This window comes from Dyadobacter fanqingshengii, from assembly GCF_023822005.2.
Lineage (GTDB): Bacteria > Bacteroidota > Bacteroidia > Cytophagales > Spirosomataceae > Dyadobacter > Dyadobacter fanqingshengii.
In genome coordinates this window covers 601,260-618,439 of the sequence record NZ_CP098806.1, presented here as the reverse complement: position 1 = coordinate 618,439, position 17,180 = coordinate 601,260, and the positions used below count along the sequence as shown (strand labels likewise).

Genomic DNA, 17,180 nt, shown 5'->3' with positions numbered 1-17,180 from the left:
GGGCAGGCATTTTTTTTGGCAAAGCTTATGGCTTAATTGCAAAAAAGAAGCCTTCAAGAAAATATGGAACACAGAGTCGTTTTTGATTTTGCCATTGAATTTACCAACGGCGGCGGCATTCAGGGTCAGGATTTCAGGCTCGACATTGCGGGTGACACCATTTCCGATCAGGAATTAGCAGACTACATTATTGAGGACCTCCGCTTGCTCATGGTGGGGAAAGTAAATATTCTGAACAAATTTTACATACAGGAAAAGCATAAGCGCAAGCCTGTCAACGCAGTTGTCTCAGAAAAACTGATCGATTTAAGCCACACGATTTTTGACGGTCTCATTACCTACAAAGGACTCCCTGCCCCGATTATCTGCGATTTTCTGAGCCGTGACGATTCAAGAGGGAAATATGAAGCAGGGACCGAATTCCAAATCGGTAAAATTGAAATGGTCGGTAACACAGGCACTTATATCGACTGCCCGTTTCACCGATATGCGCACGGAAAAGATTTGTCCGAAGTGGGCTTGGAAGCTTTTGCCAACCTGGACGCAATCACGATCAATGCTGTCGGAGTAATAGAAATTGGTGTGGATTATTTCAAAGACAAAGAAATCAAAAACAGAGCGGTCATCGTCAGGACAGACTGGTCAAAGCATTGGAATACAGATACATATTTTGAAAATCATCCATTCATTAATCGTGAAGCGGCTGAATATCTACTCGATTGCGGTGTGAAACTGGTGGGCATAGACAGCCATAATATTGACGACACGCGTCATAACAGCCGACCCGTTCACACGATTTTACTGGGTGCCGAAATTTTGATTGTTGAGCACATGTGTAACCTGGAAGCGTTGCCCGAAGCCGGCTATCTTTTCAGTGCGGTTCCCCCCAAATTCAAAGGTGTGGGCACTTTTCCGGTTCGGGCGTTTGCAACAATGGCATGAAGATATCTCTTCATGCCATTGTTCATGCTGATGGTTAACTGAGCTTCTGCCCTATTTCTTCTTATAGTCAATTTTAAAAATTGTGCCGTTCAGATCGTCGGTTACGTAAAGTGCGCCGTCGGGTCCTTGGGCGAGGCCGCATGGGCGGTGCTGGATCGGGCCAGTGGGTTTTACTAAATCTGTCCCGGCGAAATTATCTGCGAAAATCTCCCATTTGCCCGCTTTACCATTTACAAACGGCACAAATGCAACCATATAGCCTTTTTTCAACTCGGCTGACTGGCTGTGGAATGCGATGAAAGCACCATTTTTATATCTGGCAGGAAACTTACTCCCGGTGTAAAACATGATCGCATTAGGTCCCAGGTGCGCCGGAAATGCTACCAAAGGGTTTATCGCTTTCTCGCCGGCCGTTTTTTTGCCATCGCCACCATATTCAGGGGCAAGGATCTTTTTGTTCTGGAAATGATCATAGTAAATGTAAGGCCAGCCTGCATCATCGCCTTCCTTCAATTTGTAGAGCGTTTCGGCAGGAAGTTCCGCACTTTGCTTCGGCGTATAGTATTGAGGGTAAAAATCGTCAAACTTACCCCGGCCGTGCACGGTGACATACAATGCATTGGTTTTATCATCCCAATTAATCCCTACTGCATTCTTTACGCCCGTGGCATAACGAACGCCGTCTGAGAAAGTCTGCCCGGCTTTATCCGCTTTGAATTTCCAAACTCCGCCAGCCGAATCCAGAATGCTGCACGGCGACATGCCTTTGCCCGACCCCGCCTCCCGGCAGTTGTCATTATAAGAACCAACTGTGACATAAATATTGCCGTTATTATCCAATGCGATGGGCTTAGCATTGTCACGCCCATGATCCGTTAACCCTTCAATGATCTTTTCAGGCTTCTCAAAATCAACAATTTCTTCTTTTTCATTTAGCTTATAGCGGAAAACGCCCTTATTAGAAGAACTATACAAGAAGCCGTTTTTAATCGCAATGCCGGTCCCCGGATAGTCACCGAACAGCGTTTTAGCTTCGATTTCGCCATCGCCATTTGTGTCTTTGATGTGGTAAATTCCTTTCCCGTCTTTCAGTTTGGAAAGTTTCACATACATATCACCGTTTTTCCCGATCACCATATGCCGCGTCGATCCCAGATCCGTGGCCAGGATCTTCGCTGTGAAGCCTGCGGGCAGTTTGAGATCCGAGGCTTCAATGGGAAATTTTTTGTTGCCGGATGTAGGAGGATCAACCGGAACATTGGTGTACGCAAACAGGCCGGTGGCTCCCGCTAATGCTAAAAATGTTCCTTTGATTTTGGATAAATTACTGCTCATGCAATGAGTTATAAAGAGTTAAATAAATGAAATGTCAGCCATTTGGCTGGTAAAATTTGTAGCTATAATAGAAAGCATTCGACCGAAAGTTTATTACTTGTTATGCCGCCTCAATTTTCCTTGCTGAAATGTAAATTGGAATGGATTTTTTTAACATCTTTGAAACGTGGAAGGAAAAAAACCTCACTTACAACTAGCAAACCAATAAATTTTTTGAGCTATGAATCCATTCGATGATGATGACGATGACTTGTTTGACGACGATTTGCCAGGAAATTATCCCGCGGAAGAAGACATTTTTCGTCAGGGCTTAATTGATAGTGATATTGATCCGGAAGACATCTCAAAGGTAAAAAGTGAAATAGAGCTGGAATCGGATGATTGGAACGAAAAATCCTTCGACGATGATCTGGTAGGTGATGACCTGGACGTTCCTGGATCAGAAGATGATGACGAAGACGAACTGATTGGCAGAGAAGACGAAGAAAACAACTATTACAGCATCGGTGGGGATAACCACGATAACCTGGAGGAAAATCAGGGAGATTAGTCTCCCCAGAAATATTCAATAAGACCGGACAGCCACATTGCCCGGTTTTTTTATGTTCTTTCTGCGCAAAAAGATGATAAGTATGAATGATTGGCCTATTACTTTTTTTAAAAAACGAATTGGAACATGGCCGAATTTACGCCCGAAGCATTTAAGAAAGAACTACTCAGCATCCTTACTTATTGGGAAAAATACGGACCCGATCTTGAAAAAGGCGGTTTCTATGGTCGGGTGAATTACGAGAACCAGGCCGTTAAAGACTCCGAACGCTCCGTTGTTTTAACGGGCCGCATATTATGGACCTACTCGCTTGCGCACCGGCTTTTCAAAGAAGCCAAATATCTGACATTGGCCGACCGCGCTTATCAACAGCTCGTTAAATATTTCTTTGATCCGGAGCACGGCGGCGTTTATTGGTCTGTAAAAGCGGACGGGACGCCTTTGGAAACCAAAAAGCAGATCTATGGCAATGCATTCGCAATGTATGGATTAAGTGAATATTACCGCGTTACACATTATCAGCCAGCATTAGACAAAGCAAAAGAACTTTTCAATGTCATCGAAAAATATGCTTTTGACAAAGTTAACGGTGGTTACCGCGAGGCATTCGGGCGCGACTGGTCTAAAACGGATGATTATATTTTAAGTAAAAGTCCATGGATCAAGAGCATGAACACGCATTTACATTTGGTCGAAGCTTATGCCAATTTATACAGCGTATGGCCGGATCCGAAACTAAAAAAACAAACTTCGGACATGCTGGAAGCGATCATTACCCGCATCGTAAATCCGCAAACCAATAGTATGGAGCTATTTTTTGATGAAAAATGGATCCCAAAAGACCACATTGTTTCTTATGGACATGACATTGAAGCTTCGTGGCTTTTGTTCGAAACGGCTGAAATCCTGCATGATGAACGCCTGATTGAAAAATTGAAAAAAGTGTCAATTGCAATGGCCGATTCGGCCAGCAAGGGGTTAGCGGCGGACGGCGCGCTTAATTACGAATATGACCCGGCGACCAAACATTTGCAAACCGACAGATCCTGGTGGGTTTTGGCCGAACAAATGGTTGGTTTTTATAATGCATACCAGCTCACCAAAGACGAACAATACAAGGTAAAAGCCGAACGCAGCTGGGATTACATTGTGGAAAAATTCGTGGATCACGACAAAGGCGAATGGTACGGCACTGTGAAGGCAGATGGCACACCCGTCAAGGGTGACAAGATCAATTTCTGGAAATGTCCCTATCACAATTCGCGAGCGTGTGCGGAAATGCTCAGGCGTGTTTCGAAAAGCTGATTTTAATCAATTAAGGAACATTTCATCCACCAGCAGCAACGCTTTTTTGCCTTTGCTCCGGTGCCATTCCGGGATTTTGCTTAATGGCTTGGCAATGATTTTCAGGTAAGAAACGCTTTGCGGTTTGAATGTTCCTTCCACCGTTTGCAAACTCGGCCTATCCCCTTTCTTCGGCATTCCAGCCTTGAATTTGGTCAGTAATTTCAGACTTTGCGCATTCTCGCCACCCCATATTTCAATGGATTCGGGGGGAAAGATGCCGGTGTCTTCTTCAACCATATAGTGCACGCCGAGTGACGAGATCAGGATCGGTTTTTTGAATTCGGATATAAAAGCCATGTCATTGTCCCTAACGCCCGCCCAGTTGTTAGCCCAGGCGGGATTGTTAGCACCGATAACACCCAGTTTATGATCAAAAAATGTTTTGGCGCCCTCCGCCTGATGCACCCGGTTTAGAGGTGCCAGCAGATTAACGCTGTCCGGGTTATAAGCGCTTTTGAAAAAAACAAAAATGGCCAGATCGCTTCCATACCAGCCTTCTTTATATGCTTTTGCCTTAATAGTCCCACTTTTGGTAACCAGCATTTTATCAAATAAGGGTGAGTTAACGCTGTCTGGCTCCGAGCCGTCCGTCGTGTAACGGATATCCACGTTCTTAATCGGGTGACGAAGTTCCAGGTTAAGTGATTGTGCGAAGATCGTGGAGCTGTTTTTTACCTGCGGCGGGTTTAGTTTCAAAGGATTTTTGCCATCATCTTTGAATCCGCCTATGATTTCAATGTTCTTATTTGCGTTTTGCAAATTCAGCACGTCCGCAGCAGTCAGTTTTGTGTCCCAAACGGCGACCGTTTTAAGTGGTTTCAAATTCGGCAGCAACGTTTTCAGGCCATTCAGATCGACCTTTGTGCCGGATAATGTGAGATTTTGTAAATGTTTTAATGAAGCTAATGTCTTCAACCCGTTGGCTGTGACATCGGTAAAGTTCAGATCCAGCCTGCGCAGGTTTTCAAATTGCGTAATGCTTTTAAGATCAGCGTCTTTAACAGGCATTTTGTTCAAATTCAATGAAATAACCTGCTTTTTTATTTCTCCCAATTCATCCAATTGCTTTACATCGTAAGTTGCGGTGTTGTAAATGTTTACCGCAAGGGCCGGGGATTCTCTTGCCAGCGGCAAAATGGTGCGGTAATCAGTGTTTAGTTTGGCAACGGTTTCTTCGTCCGCAAAATCAAAATTATATCCAATTTCCTGCTCAATCGGCTTTAAATAGGCCGTTGCGATCATTCGTAACGAATCGGTTGCGGGCAGTTCAGTCAGCTTTTTCTTGAAATCAGCATTCTTTTTAACCCAAAGTGTAAGCAAAGAAATTTCCTGCAATGTAAGCTGCGCCTTACCTGTTGGCGGCATGTGCTTCTTGTCATCCAATGGCAGGTGAACGCGTTTCAGCAGCAAGCTTACCTCAGGATTTCCAGCCACAAATAATTTTCCTGACTTTCCGCCTTTCAGTAATGATTCAGCGTTCTCGAGATTCAGCTGACCTTTCAGCTTATCCGGATTATGGCAGCTTGTGCATTTTTGTTCCAGAATGGGCTGGACTACATGGGTAAAAACAACCGCCTGTTCCAAAGGAACCGCCGCCATTGTTTTCTGACTGTCAATCGGTTCCCAGATGAAGTTGCTGCCGTGGGTTAATGCGGCTCCATAATGTCCCGTCATCACCAATGCCACCACCGACACAAAAGCGCCCGCCTTCGCAACAGGGGCCTTATACCAGTTTGTATTCCGAACGAAATAAATGCATGATGCAAAAAAGAATATGCCCGCGCCAGTCCATTTGTGGTAAGTCAGAACATCACCGGAGTAACCTTCTTCTCTGGACAAAAACAGGCCCATAACCACCGTAACAGCGGCGAAAAGCGCACCTACCAGCAGCATGTTTTGGAGGAAATTTTTATAGAACTGATTGGCCGCATATTCAGGCTGAAATCTGAAAAATTCCAGCAGCATCGCAATGACGAGAATCACGATCGGGAAATGCAGGATCAGCGGATGCATGCGCCCGACGGTTTGTAACCAGGCAGGAATGACCAGTTTGCTTTCGAAAATCAGTAAAAATAAAATGACAATGTTAGAGGCAACTAGTAACTGCTCTGCAAAAACCCTGAATCTCAAATGCATTAAAATTTAGCCGATAAATTGATCAATCGATTACTGAGAGGCATTTAGCTGATAATGTCTTTTACCACTTTTCCGGAAACGTCCGTGAGCCGGTATCTTCTTCCCAAATGTTTAAAAATCAGTTTTTCGTGGTTAAGGCCCAACTGATGCAGAATAGTTGCCTGAAAATCATGCACATGCACAGGATCTTTGGCAATGTTATATCCCAGCTCATCGGTTTCGCCATACACCATTCCCGGCTTAATGCCGCCGCCCGCCATCCAGATCGTGAAGCATCTCGGGTGGTGATCACGGCCATAATTATCGGCTGTAAGCTTGCCTTGCGTGTAACTGGTTCTGCCAAATTCCCCACCCCAGATCACCAGCGTTTCGTCCAGTAACCCACGCTGTTTCAGGTCGGTAACCAATGCAGCCGACGCCTGATCCACGTCCATGGCTTGTTTTGTGATTTCAAAAGGCAGGTTACCATGCTGGTCCCAGCCCTGGTGATAAAGTTGTACAAACCGCACACCGTTTTCGGATAGCTTCCGGGCTAGCAGGCAATTTGCGGCATAAGTGCCTGGAACAAGACATTCTGGGCCGTATAATTTGATAATGTCGTCAGACTCTTTGGACAAATCCATCACTTCCGGCACCGCGGTTTGCATGCGGTAAGCCATTTCATACTGCTTGATTTTGGCCGTTATTTCCGGATCGCCAAACTCCTGGTAAGAAAGATCATTCAATTGTGAAAGGTTATCGAGCATATCCCGGCGATCGTGGCGATCCATTCCCTCGGGGTCGCGCAGATACAAGACCGGGTCCTCGCCCTTACTGAACTGCACACCCTGGTGCACTGAATCCAGGAAACCATTGGACCACAATTTGGAATAAACACCCTGACCATTTCCTACGCCGCGTGAAAGTAAAACGGTGAAATTGGGAAGGTTTTTGTTCTCATTACCAAGCCCGTAGCTTAGCCACGAACCCATGCTGGGACGGTTTCCCTGCTGCGAACCCGTTTGCAGAAATGTCAACGCAGGATCATGGTTAATGGCCTCCGTATACATTGATTTTACAAAACACAGATCATTCACGATCTTGGCCGTGTAGGGCATCAAATCACTCACCCAAGCACGCGAATCGCCATATTGCTTGAAATCAACGAATGATCCCACCAGTGGAAACGAAGCCTGGTTGGCCGTCATACCGGTTAAGCGCTGCGTTCCGCGCACAGAAGGCGGAATTTCCTTGCCCAGCATTTCGCGCAGTTTTGGCTTGTAGTCAAACAGTTCCTGCTGCGACGGGGCGCCATTTTGGAATAAATAAATGACCCGTTTCGCTTTTGGAGCAAAATGCGGAATGCCGGGAGCCAAACCCTCCTCTTCCAAACCTCCACCATTCAACAGATCGGGCATCAGCAAAGAGCCGAGCGCCACACCCCCGAGCCCAAGGCTCATGGAAGACAAGAAGCGCCTTCTGTTAAAATTGAACCCATGTTCCAATATTTCCTTTTCCATATTCTTGCAAACTTCTGCTTTCAGCCCCGGGCTGTCGGCATTAAGATTTTGTTATGGTTTCTTCCAGATTATAAATGGTGGAAATCACGCGCATCAATGCTGCCTGTGCCTTTTTGTCCAGGTTTTTTGTCAACGGATACTCTCCTACTGCAACCATTTTCTCGGCAGTTGCCGGCTTGACGGACTGCAATTGTTTGTCATAATAAGCAGTCAGCACGTCCAGTTCCTTTTCACTTGGCTTGCGGCAAACGATCAGGCGGAATGCTTTTGTGATCTTATCTTTTGATTCACTTTTTTCCTGTAAAAGCTTGGCTGCCAGCACGCGCGAAGCTTCCAGCACAGCCGGATCGTTCATCATGACCAGCGCCTGCAATGGTGTATTGGTTTTCAACCTTTTCACCTCGCACAAATCCCGGTTACTCGCATCAAAAATGCTCATCGTCGGAGGCGGGACGGTCCTTTTGATCAATGTGTACATACCACGACGATACAAAGCACCGCCATGATCCTGATTGTAAACCGATAGCAAACCACGTCCCGAAGTGGCACCTTCCCATAGTCCGGCAGGCTGATAGGGTTTCACGCTCGGCCCTCCAATGGTTTTGTTGAGCAAGCCGCTGCTGGCTAGCACGAGATCTTTGATGAATTCGGCGTGAATACGGTAACGCGGCCCGCGCGCCAACAGAATGTTGTCCGGGTCTGTGGCCAGTTTTTCTTTCGTTACAACGGCCGACTGCATGTAAGTTGCAGACGTAACCATTTGTTTCACAAGGCGCTTGATGTCCCAGCCGTGATCCATAAAATCGGTCGCGAGCCAGTCCAGCAATGCAGGATGTGAGGGAAGCTCGCCCTGCATTCCGAAATCTCCAGAGGTTTTGACGATGCCTTTTCCAAAGAATTCCTGCCACAAAATGTTTACATAAACGCGCGAGGTCAATGGGTTTTTCTTATCAAAAAGCCATTTGGAAAGCCCTAACCTGTTTTTTGGATAATTTTTGTCAAAAGGCAAAATCGACGTTGGTGTGGCAGGCTGCACTTCATCTCCGGGTGCATCGTAAACACCTCTTTTTAAAATGTAAGTCTTCCGCAATGTATCCAGATCACCCATAACAGACACGATCAGACGGTTCGTATCCGGTTTGTTCACGAACGTCAGAATATCCTTCACGTCCTGGTTGCTAATCTCCATCAAAGGCTTTTTAGCATAAGTTTCGGGCCCGCCGATCACAGATTCAATCCCTACTTCCTTCACGTTATTGAAGAACGCGAACATTTGATAATATTCCTTCTGGGAAAACGGGTCGTATTTATGGTCATGGCAATGTGCACATTCCAGCGTAACGCCCAGTAATCCCTTACCAAACAGATCATTACGGTCCGTCACATACATAATGCGGTATTCTTCCGGGATGACGCCGCCTTCTTCCGTGATCTTATGGTTTCTGTTAAAACCCGTCGCGAGCAGCTGTTCTTTGGAACTGTTCGGCAACAAATCTCCCGCTAACTGCCACGTTACAAAGTCGTTATAATGCATGTTTTTGTTGAATGCATGGATCACCCAGTCGCGCCAGGGCCATTGCGTGCGGTAACCGTCGTCCTGGTAACCGTGCGAATCCGCGTAACGCGCCAGATCCAGCCAGTGAATGGCCATTTTCTCGCCGTATGCCGGATTTTTAAGCAACTGATCGACCATTTTCTCATATGCGTTTGCACTATTATCCGCCATGAACTCATCCATCATTTTCAATGTGGGCGGCAAGCCGGTCAAATCCAGGCTCAGGCGTTTCAGCAATCGTTCTTTATCTGCTTCCGCATTGGGTTCTAAACCTTTTTGCTCCTGTTTATCCAGAATGAAATAATCAATTTCGTTTTTCGGCCAATCCTTATTACCAACTTCTGGCAATGCGGGTTTTTTGGGCGCTACAAAAGCCCAGTGCTTTTCATATTTGGCACCTTGCTTGATCCATTTTTCGATGAGGTCAACTTCGCGTTGGGTAAGTTTGAGATTTGAGCCTGTTGGCGGCATGCGAAGCGCGGTGTCCGCAGTAGTAATGCGCAGATACACCTGAGAAAGTTCGGGTTTGCCCGCTACCAATGCATGTGCTTTGGGATTTTCCTGCAATGCTTTGAATGCATTTTCGGCAACATCAAGGCGCAGCCCGGCCTCGCGTTTGTTGGCGTCAGGGCCATGACAGGCCAGGCACTTGTCAGAAAGGATCGGCCGAATATCAAAGTTGTAACTGACCTCCTTTGGAATATCTTCCTCAACAGCCGTGTTTTCTGACGATTTGTTGCAGGACTGGAAACAGACAGCTGATCCAGCGAGCAGCATGGTCAAAATCAATCTTCCTCTAAAAATCATATCGTGGGTTCAGGAAAAGCGCGTTTTTTTACTTAATATAACTAATTAACTAAAAAAATGTACATTTATTGGGACAATAATGTCAATTTCAAATTTGACAACTGTCCTGCTCTATGCTGTTTTTCCTGTTCCCAACACTTATTTTTTCTCGCTGATCCAGGCGTTTGCCTTGTCTTCCAGCAGTTTCAAGGGCACACAGCCCGATTCCAGCACAAGTTTGTGAAATTCCTTAATATCAAATTTATCTCCCAATTCTTTCTCTGCTTTTGCCCTTAACTCCCTTATTTTCAGCTGCCCGATTTTGTAAGAAAGCGCTTGTCCCCCACCCGCCATGTATCTTTCAATCTCAGCCGTAATGCTCTCCTCCGATTCTGCTTCATGATCCAGCGAATATTGGATAGCCTGTTCGCGCGTCCAGCCTTTGGAATGCAGACCTGTGTCCACAACCAGCCTGATCGCACGGTGCATTTCGCCGCTCAGCATGCCGAAATACTGGTAAGGATCGGTGTAGAGGCCCAGTTCCTTACCAAGCGACTCGGAATAGAGCGCCCAGCCCTCGCCATAAGCGCTATACCACAGGTTTTTACGAAAATCGGGCAAATTTTTGTTTTCCTGTTGCAGAGAAATCTGATAATGGTGACCAGGGATCGCTTCGTGTAAAAAAAGACTTTCATCCGAAACCACATTGTATTTCTTCGCGTCCGGAACCGGAACGTAAAAAACGCCGGGCCTCGAGCCGTCCGCCAAGCCTGGATTGTATTCTGCCGCAGCGGAGCCCTCCCGAAATGCCTCTGTCCTACGCACTTCAAACTTCGTTTTCGGGGTTAGTTCAAAAAGCTTTTGCAGGTTTGGCTTCATTGTCTCGTGAATTTTATTGAAATGCACGATTACTTCTTCCGGTTTGCTGAATGGCATCAACTTCTTATCCTCCCTTACCACATTAAAGAAGGATTTCAGATCGCCTTTGTAACCAACCTGCTGCTTTACCTTTTCCATTTCACCGGAAATCCGCGCAACTTCGTCCAGGCCGATTTTGTGGATCTGGTCGGCAGTCATTTCAGTGGTTGTGAAATATTTAATGTAGTAATCATAAAGCGCTTTCCCATTAGGCAGTGCATCAAAACCATTCGTGCTTCTTCCCGCGGGCAAATATTCTTTTTCTACAAAATCGTGCAGTTTCTTAAAAGTCGGGATAATCTTCCCTTCCACCATTGCCGCATATTCTTTCTCTAAACGGCCTCTATCGTCAGCGGAGAAATCTTTCGGGAAATTTTTGGCAGGTGAATAAAAAAGGTGCCCTGCCGTTGGCCCATGATCCATATCAGCCAGTTGCGGGATCATCTTCTTAATGAGCGGCTTAGGCAAAACATAACCTTCTTTTATCCCTTTTCTCATATTCACAACCGCCGTATCGCACCAAACCACAAATCCGTCCACGCGTTTAAGCCAGTTCTCATAATCCTTAACCGTCTTAAATGGCTGCAAACTACCACCACTGGCCATCTGACCAATCATTAAATGGGTAGAGAATATCTGGTTCAGAGGCATCAGCTCGGTAGGAAATTTCAGGCCTTCTAGGCTCATGTTACATTCCCATTGCAGCAAGTCCCAGCTCGTTTTTTCTTCGTCCGTCAGTTTTTCCCGGTCATATTTGGCCAGCTCAGCCTGGTATTTTTTGAAGAAGGTTTCTGCCTTCAATTTTCCAGCCTTGGTAAGGTCGTCAGACATTTTGTCGTTGTAACGGTTATCGCCATTCATCGTTGCTTCCAGCGGGAATAATGCGAGGCGCTCTTCATAATAATTGGCAAAAACATCCTTAACAGGCGCTAATGCCTCATCTTTTTCGGATTTTTGCTGGCAAGACTGCATAGCGGCGCCTAAAAAAATAGTCAATACGATAAGTTTAAACATGGTCTGATCATTTTGCGGATTGCCAAACAACCCTGCTGTTGTCTAAGAAAGTAACGGATTCTTTAAAGATCGGATTTCTACGCTTAAAATCAGTTGTTCGCGTTTTAATTATTTATCATAGGTTTGCATTCGTACAAAATCAACAGCCATGGGACTGAGGACTTACATCAGGGAGAATTTTATTGAGGACATTAAGCCGTATAAACCGAAGAATTTCAGGAAGCCGGAAAATATGCTGGAAATTGTTTCAGCGTGGAAAGGATTAGAGCTGATCGTGGAAGACATTATCGACCAATTTGATTTGAAGCGGGACCGTTGCATTGAGTTTGGCGTTGAATTTGGATATTCTTCCGTTGTTTTTTCAAACTATTTCAAGGCGGTAACCGGCGTTGATACTTTTGAGGGCGATATTCATACGGTTAATAAAAATGAGCATTTTGAAGAAACAAGTCGTCGATTGGCTCCTTACGCAAACATTAAACTCATAAAATCAGATTATAAAGATTGGATAGCAACTGACAATCAGCGCTATAACCTGGCCCACGTTGACATTGTTCATAATTACAACGAAACATTTGAATGTGGCCTGTGGGCTGCGAACCATAGTGATTGCACCATTTTTCACGATACGGAAAGCTTTCCGGAAGTGCGCAGGGCTGTGAAGGATCTTGCAAAAAAAACGGGTCATAAGCTGTACAATTATCCTGAGCATCACGGTTTAGGGATTTTGGTGGCCAGGAAAAGATGAATTGAATCAATGAAAAAGAAGGTCCTTGTTATCGGAAGTTCAAATACGGATATGGTCGTCCAAACCGCCGATTTTCCAAAGCCCGGCGAAACTGTTTTGGGAGGGGAATTTTTGATGAATGCCGGTGGAAAGGGTGCCAATCAGGCTGTTGCAGCCGCAAGGCTGGGCGCAAATGTTCGGTTTGTGGCTAAAATTGGTAAGGACCTTTTTGGCCAGGAGGCGAAAAAAGGTTTTTTAAAGGAAGGCCTCGACATTCAATATCTGATCGAAACAGCCGATCATGCTTCCGGCATTGCGCTGATTACGGTCAATGCAAATGGTGAAAACGAGATTGTAGTGGCCTCCGGCGCGAACATGAATCTGCATCCCTCTGATCTTCCAGACGAAATTTTTCAAAACATAGATTTCGCTTTGATCCAGCTGGAAATTCCTCTGAAAACTATAACCTATATCATTGATAAATGCCGCAGTATGGGCATAAAGGTTATCATGAATCCTGCTCCGGCGGCTTCGCTGGATAAGCAGTTGCTGGCAAGCATACATCTAATTACACCCAATGAAACCGAAACCGAACTTCTGACGGGCATTTATCCCGGTAATGCAGAAACGATGCAAAAAGCTTCGGGCTATTTTCATCAGGCCGGTATAGCGCATGTTATCATTACATTGGGCAGCGCGGGCGTTTATTTGTCCAATAAAAAATATGCTGAAATTATCCCTGCCCATAAGGTGAAAGCACTGGACACCACTGCTGCGGGCGATGTATTCAATGGCGCAATTTTAACCGCGCTGGCCTCCGGAGAAGATTGGCCGGAAGCTTGCCGTTTCGCATGTAAGGCAGCGGCAATATCTGTCACCCGCATTGGCGCACAGAATTCGGCACCCTATCTGCACGAGCTGACATCCTTATAACAGCACATGAAAAAGAAACCCCTGATCATTGATTGCGACCCAGGCCATGATGATGCATTGATGTTAATGCTCGCAGTAGGCTGTGGTTTGTTTGATATCAAGGCTGTAACGATTTCGGCCGGCAACCAGAAACAGGAGAAGACGCTGTCCAATGCACTGAAAATCCTGACATTAATCGACGCAGACATTCCGGTTTATCGGGGCGCAGAAAAGCCCTTGTTCCGCGATCTCATCGTTGCAGATTATGCACATGGTGAGACCGGACTTAATGCGCCTTCCCTGCCGACAGTTACCCGTGCACCAGCACAGGGTTCAGCAATTGAAGGCATTGCAAAAGTTTTAAGCGAATCAATTGAAAAAATCACGATCGTCCCGACCGGGCCATTGACGAATATTGCCACATTTCTATTGGCATTTCCGCATTTGAAAAATCGCATTGAAAGGATATCATTGATGGGCGGAGGAATTTTCAGGGGAAATATGACTCCTCTGGCCGAATTCAATATTTATGCCGATCCGGAAGCGGCTTCCATTGTTTTTAATTCGGGCATTCCGATCACCATGTGCGGTCTTGATGTGACGCATAAAGCGCTCGTATTTCAAAAAGACATTGATCATTTCAGGGCAATAGGCAACAAAACGGGCCGTGCCGCAGCTGATCTCATGGATTTCTTTTCAGTCTATTACCGGGAGCATCACATTGAACTTGATGGAGGCGCAGCACTGCATGATCCGTGCGCAATTGCCTGGTTGATAGATTCTTCAATCTTCAAGACCAAGCATTGTTATGTGGATGTTGAAACCAGGGGAGAACTAACAACAGGCACAACGGTGGTTGATTTTTACAACACGCTGCAAAAAGAACCCAACACTGAGGTTGCTTATGACATCGATCGGGAAGCTTACATTGAGATGATCTATCAGGCTGTGAAGAAATTGCCGTAGCCTTGTCTTATAGCAGGACTGAAACCTCATCTTCCACTTCTCTCCTGCTTGCCTGATGCTTCACAACTGCGTTACCCGCGTGCAAAATAACCAGTCCGCCCAGCGAACAAGCCGCCATCATTCCGACCATCGGTAAGGCGGTGTTGTTGTGCAAGATGCTCACAATAGCAGAAATGATCGCCCCTGCGCCCATTCTCCAGCTGCCCATCAATGCAGAAGCGCTGCCAGTGTGTTTCCTGAAGGGTGCAAGGGATAATGCAGAACCATTCGGCCCGGTAAGTCCCTGACCTGTAAGGAAAATAAACATCATTCCAATCAGCGAGTAGAGACCAAACCAGTTGTTATAGACGCCCGCAATGAGCAGTATACCAACAATGCTTTGGTAAAATAATGTCACCTTAATGATCTGTTCGCTTTTAAATTTTTTAAGCAAAATATGGTTCAATTGCGTGGAACCGATCATAGCAACGGCAAGAAATGCGAAAATCCAGCCATACTGCTGCTCGGTAACTTTGTAAATGTTCATGAACACATCCGAAGAACCGGCGATATATGCAAAAGGAGCAGCGGTTGCCAGACCACCTGCTAATGTATAAATCAAGAATTGAGGTTGTCTGATAACTGTTGCAAATCCATTCATTACGGCCTTTGGGCGCAGGGATACGGAAGTGTCTGCTTCTCTGCCTGTTGGAAGAAAGAAGTAAATCGCTACGATAATGACCGAAACTATTCCCGCTAAAATGATAAAAATCCACTGCCATGCAATAGAGGCCGTCACGTAACCGCCGACGGTCGGTGCGATCATTGGGGAAACTGCAATAACAAGTGTGATCAGTGAGAAAACCTCGGCACGTTTATCGGACGGAAAAAGGTCACTAACCAATGCCTGCGAGGCAACCAGACCCACGCACCCGCCCATCGCCTGAAAGAAACGCATCACGATCAACGCATCCGCGGATGATGTAAGCGCACAACCGAAAGATGCCAGCACATACAGCGCCAAACCCGCGTATAATGGTTTTTTTCTGCCAAACCGATCCAGTAAGGGCCCATAGAGAATCTGGCCGATACAGATTCCAATCAGATAACTCGTCAGAGAAAGCTGCACCTGATCTATCGTGGTTCCCAAATCCCTTGCAATACGCGGGAAACCAGGGAGATACATATCAATGGAAAATGGACTTACCGTGGCCAGGGAGCCAAGGATGAGAATGATGAAAAAATACTGCTTGCGACTCATGAATTGTAAAAAACTTATTCCCCTTTAACGAGCATTTTAGCGAATTAAGTTCCTGTTTTTCAATAAGTACAATATTTTCACCAATGATCCATATCTTGTTTTACTTTCTTCGTAAAATACAAATGCCTGCCAAAACACTTGGGTTCTGGCAGGCATGCAAAACAACGGAAAGCTCCGTTACTTATCTACTTTTTCTTTAATATCTTCTTTCGCTTCCTTAGCTTCTTTTTTCGTCGCTTTGTAAGCTTTCTTGGTGCCTTTTTCCACCTTATCGGCTCCTTTTTCTACACCATCCCCAACTGCCTCAGCGCCTTCTTTGGTTTTGTCACCGACGAATTTCGCATCTTTTTTGATCTCCTTGCCTGCTTTTTTACCGGCAGCCTTCGTATTATCGACAGCTTTTTCCGTTTTTGTCTTCGAGTCGTCTTGTTGTGCAAATGCTGCTGTCGACAATCCGATCAACGCAGCTAAAACAAATACTTTTTTCATGTTATTTCTATTTGATGAGATATTTACTGCTCCATAAATCGCTTTATACAGCGATCCACAATGGAAGCATTGTAACTAAACAAAAATCGTTCCGGGAGAGATTGATGTTAGAAATCTGACTGAAAATTTGGAAAGTACACCTCTAAAAATTGTGTAAGGGACAGGATTGATGTCGGACCATATTGCTTTAGATCAAGCAAATCGATTTTGTTACCAGTAATTAAATACTGGGATGCTCCATCCAGGGCCAGGGCAAGGAGAAAGTCGTCTTTCGGATCCGGACTATGAGAAACTTTCGAAGTGGTGTTTATCACCGTGCAACGTTCATAAAGCAAATTTATAAATTCTTCAATCTGCTCAATAACAACGTATTTTTTAAACTTGGGTCTATGAATAACCTCGACGAATTCATCAACAAGCGTTTTATCAATCAGAATATCGAAGCGTTGATTTTTCAATATTTGATCTAATCTTTGCCGTGAATTCCTGTTGATCATTGCACTTACATACAGATTCGTATCAATGACAACACGGATCACAAAATATGGCGCTTTGATCTAACAATTGCAATTTCGTCAAAAATATCCTGCTCTAAAATTTCTTCGACGTCTGGCAACGCTTTGGAAAAAACATCCCAGCGCTCATTCCAAGCAGGCTTCGCAACTTTAATAGATATTAAACCCAAATCTGCCAAATCATCGAGCAAGCGTTTGGCTTTGGGATCATTTACTTCAATAGTCAGTACTTCCATGACAATAACTTTT

15 protein-coding genes are annotated in these 17,180 nt (G+C 45.3%); 6 read left to right on the top strand and 9 right to left on the bottom strand.

The genetic code is table 11. The features are described from left to right. The first annotated feature begins 63 nt into the window (after positions 1–63). Positions 64–942: a cyclase family protein gene (locus NFI81_RS02575; RefSeq protein ID WP_234614442.1), complete on the top strand. Its 879-nt coding sequence runs from the start codon at positions 64–66 to the stop codon at positions 940–942. Between the two features lie 51 nt (positions 943–993). Here the strand turns inward: NFI81_RS02575 and NFI81_RS02570 are convergent, their stop codons facing one another. Then, on the bottom strand, positions 994–2,277 hold the full coding sequence (locus tag NFI81_RS02570; protein ID WP_234614443.1) for a PQQ-dependent sugar dehydrogenase: 1,284 nt from the start codon (positions 2,275–2,277) through the stop codon (positions 994–996). A 220-nt stretch (positions 2,278–2,497) separates the two neighbouring features. Between NFI81_RS02570 and NFI81_RS02565 the strand changes: the two genes are divergently transcribed. Together NFI81_RS02565 and NFI81_RS02560 are read left to right on the top strand one after the other, a co-directional pair. After that, a complete protein-coding gene (locus NFI81_RS02565; RefSeq protein ID WP_234614444.1) occupies positions 2,498–2,827 on the top strand; it encodes a hypothetical protein in 330 nt (109 codons plus the stop codon). A gap of 126 nt (positions 2,828–2,953) precedes the next feature. After that, the gene (locus NFI81_RS02560) at positions 2,954–4,132 is read left to right on the top strand and encodes an AGE family epimerase/isomerase (RefSeq protein WP_234614445.1); all 1,179 of its coding nucleotides are present in this window, start codon (positions 2,954–2,956) and stop codon (positions 4,130–4,132) included. 6 nt (positions 4,133–4,138) lie between these two features. On the opposite strand, the gene NFI81_RS02555 is transcribed toward NFI81_RS02560, so the two are convergent. The 4 genes from NFI81_RS02555 to NFI81_RS02540 form a co-directional block, all read right to left on the bottom strand. Then, a complete protein-coding gene (locus NFI81_RS02555; RefSeq protein WP_234614446.1) occupies positions 4,139–6,310 on the bottom strand; it encodes a c-type cytochrome domain-containing protein in 2,172 nt (723 codons plus the stop codon). A gap of 44 nt (positions 6,311–6,354) precedes the next feature. Next, positions 6,355–7,809 carry a DUF1501 domain-containing protein gene (locus NFI81_RS02550; RefSeq protein WP_234614447.1) on the bottom strand — a complete coding sequence of 485 codons (1,455 nt, stop codon included), beginning with the start codon at positions 7,807–7,809 and terminating at the stop codon, positions 6,355–6,357. A 40-nt stretch (positions 7,810–7,849) separates the two neighbouring features. Next, complete coding sequence (locus NFI81_RS02545; RefSeq protein ID WP_234614448.1) at positions 7,850–10,171, bottom strand: PSD1 and planctomycete cytochrome C domain-containing protein; 2,322 nt, start codon at positions 10,169–10,171, stop codon at positions 7,850–7,852. Between the two features lie 138 nt (positions 10,172–10,309). Further along, a complete protein-coding gene (locus NFI81_RS02540) occupies positions 10,310–12,082 on the bottom strand; it encodes a DUF885 domain-containing protein (protein WP_234614449.1) in 1,773 nt (590 codons plus the stop codon). 148 nt (positions 12,083–12,230) lie between these two features. Between NFI81_RS02540 and NFI81_RS02535 the strand changes: the two genes are divergently transcribed. From NFI81_RS02535 to NFI81_RS02525, 3 genes are read left to right on the top strand one after another with little or no spacing between them, the layout of a single operon-like run. Further along, positions 12,231–12,830 carry a class I SAM-dependent methyltransferase gene (locus tag NFI81_RS02535; protein ID WP_234614450.1) on the top strand — a complete coding sequence of 200 codons (600 nt, stop codon included), beginning with the start codon at positions 12,231–12,233 and terminating at the stop codon, positions 12,828–12,830. A 9-nt stretch (positions 12,831–12,839) separates the two neighbouring features. After that, the gene (gene rbsK / locus NFI81_RS02530; RefSeq protein WP_234614451.1) at positions 12,840–13,742 is read left to right on the top strand and encodes a ribokinase; all 903 of its coding nucleotides are present in this window, start codon (positions 12,840–12,842) and stop codon (positions 13,740–13,742) included. A 6-nt stretch (positions 13,743–13,748) separates the two neighbouring features. Then, entirely contained in the window at positions 13,749–14,687 is a 939-nt protein-coding gene (locus tag NFI81_RS02525) for a nucleoside hydrolase (protein ID WP_234614452.1), read from the top strand. A 7-nt stretch (positions 14,688–14,694) separates the two neighbouring features. On the opposite strand, the gene NFI81_RS02520 is transcribed toward NFI81_RS02525, so the two are convergent. The 4 genes from NFI81_RS02520 to NFI81_RS02505 form a co-directional block, all read right to left on the bottom strand. Further along, positions 14,695–15,927: a multidrug effflux MFS transporter gene (locus NFI81_RS02520; RefSeq protein WP_234614453.1), complete on the bottom strand. Its 1,233-nt coding sequence runs from the start codon at positions 15,925–15,927 to the stop codon at positions 14,695–14,697. A 177-nt stretch (positions 15,928–16,104) separates the two neighbouring features. Next, entirely contained in the window at positions 16,105–16,416 is a 312-nt protein-coding gene (locus NFI81_RS02515; protein WP_234614454.1) for a hypothetical protein, read from the bottom strand. A gap of 107 nt (positions 16,417–16,523) precedes the next feature. Further along, complete coding sequence (locus NFI81_RS02510) at positions 16,524–16,955, bottom strand: putative toxin-antitoxin system toxin component, PIN family (protein ID WP_256549265.1); 432 nt, start codon at positions 16,953–16,955, stop codon at positions 16,524–16,526. Then, entirely contained in the window at positions 16,952–17,167 is a 216-nt protein-coding gene (locus NFI81_RS02505; protein ID WP_234614455.1) for a hypothetical protein, read from the bottom strand. Before NFI81_RS02505 ends, NFI81_RS02510 begins: the two co-directional genes overlap by 4 nt. Positions 17,168–17,180: the final 13 nt, after the last annotated feature.

Bases quoted from the DNA above. Each gene is read 5' to 3' on its own strand.
- NFI81_RS02575 (WP_234614442.1), top strand. From the start codon at position 64: ATGGAACACAGAGTCGTTTTTGATTTTGCCATTGAATTTACCAACGGC.
- NFI81_RS02570 (WP_234614443.1), bottom strand. From the start codon at position 2,277: ATGAGCAGTAATTTATCCAAAATCAAAGGAACATTTTTAGCATTAGCG.
- NFI81_RS02565 (WP_234614444.1), top strand. From the start codon at position 2,498: ATGAATCCATTCGATGATGATGACGATGACTTGTTTGACGACGATTTG.
- NFI81_RS02560 (WP_234614445.1), top strand. From the start codon at position 2,954: ATGGCCGAATTTACGCCCGAAGCATTTAAGAAAGAACTACTCAGCATC.
- NFI81_RS02555 (WP_234614446.1), bottom strand. From the start codon at position 6,310: ATGCATTTGAGATTCAGGGTTTTTGCAGAGCAGTTACTAGTTGCCTCT.
- NFI81_RS02550 (WP_234614447.1), bottom strand. From the start codon at position 7,809: ATGGAAAAGGAAATATTGGAACATGGGTTCAATTTTAACAGAAGGCGC.
- NFI81_RS02545 (WP_234614448.1), bottom strand. From the start codon at position 10,171: ATGATTTTTAGAGGAAGATTGATTTTGACCATGCTGCTCGCTGGATCA.
- NFI81_RS02540 (WP_234614449.1), bottom strand. From the start codon at position 12,082: ATGTTTAAACTTATCGTATTGACTATTTTTTTAGGCGCCGCTATGCAG.
- NFI81_RS02535 (WP_234614450.1), top strand. From the start codon at position 12,231: ATGGGACTGAGGACTTACATCAGGGAGAATTTTATTGAGGACATTAAG.
- rbsK (WP_234614451.1), top strand. From the start codon at position 12,840: ATGAAAAAGAAGGTCCTTGTTATCGGAAGTTCAAATACGGATATGGTC.
- NFI81_RS02525 (WP_234614452.1), top strand. From the start codon at position 13,749: ATGAAAAAGAAACCCCTGATCATTGATTGCGACCCAGGCCATGATGAT.
- NFI81_RS02520 (WP_234614453.1), bottom strand. From the start codon at position 15,927: ATGAGTCGCAAGCAGTATTTTTTCATCATTCTCATCCTTGGCTCCCTG.
- NFI81_RS02515 (WP_234614454.1), bottom strand. From the start codon at position 16,416: ATGAAAAAAGTATTTGTTTTAGCTGCGTTGATCGGATTGTCGACAGCA.
- NFI81_RS02505 (WP_234614455.1), bottom strand. From the start codon at position 17,167: ATGGAAGTACTGACTATTGAAGTAAATGATCCCAAAGCCAAACGCTTG.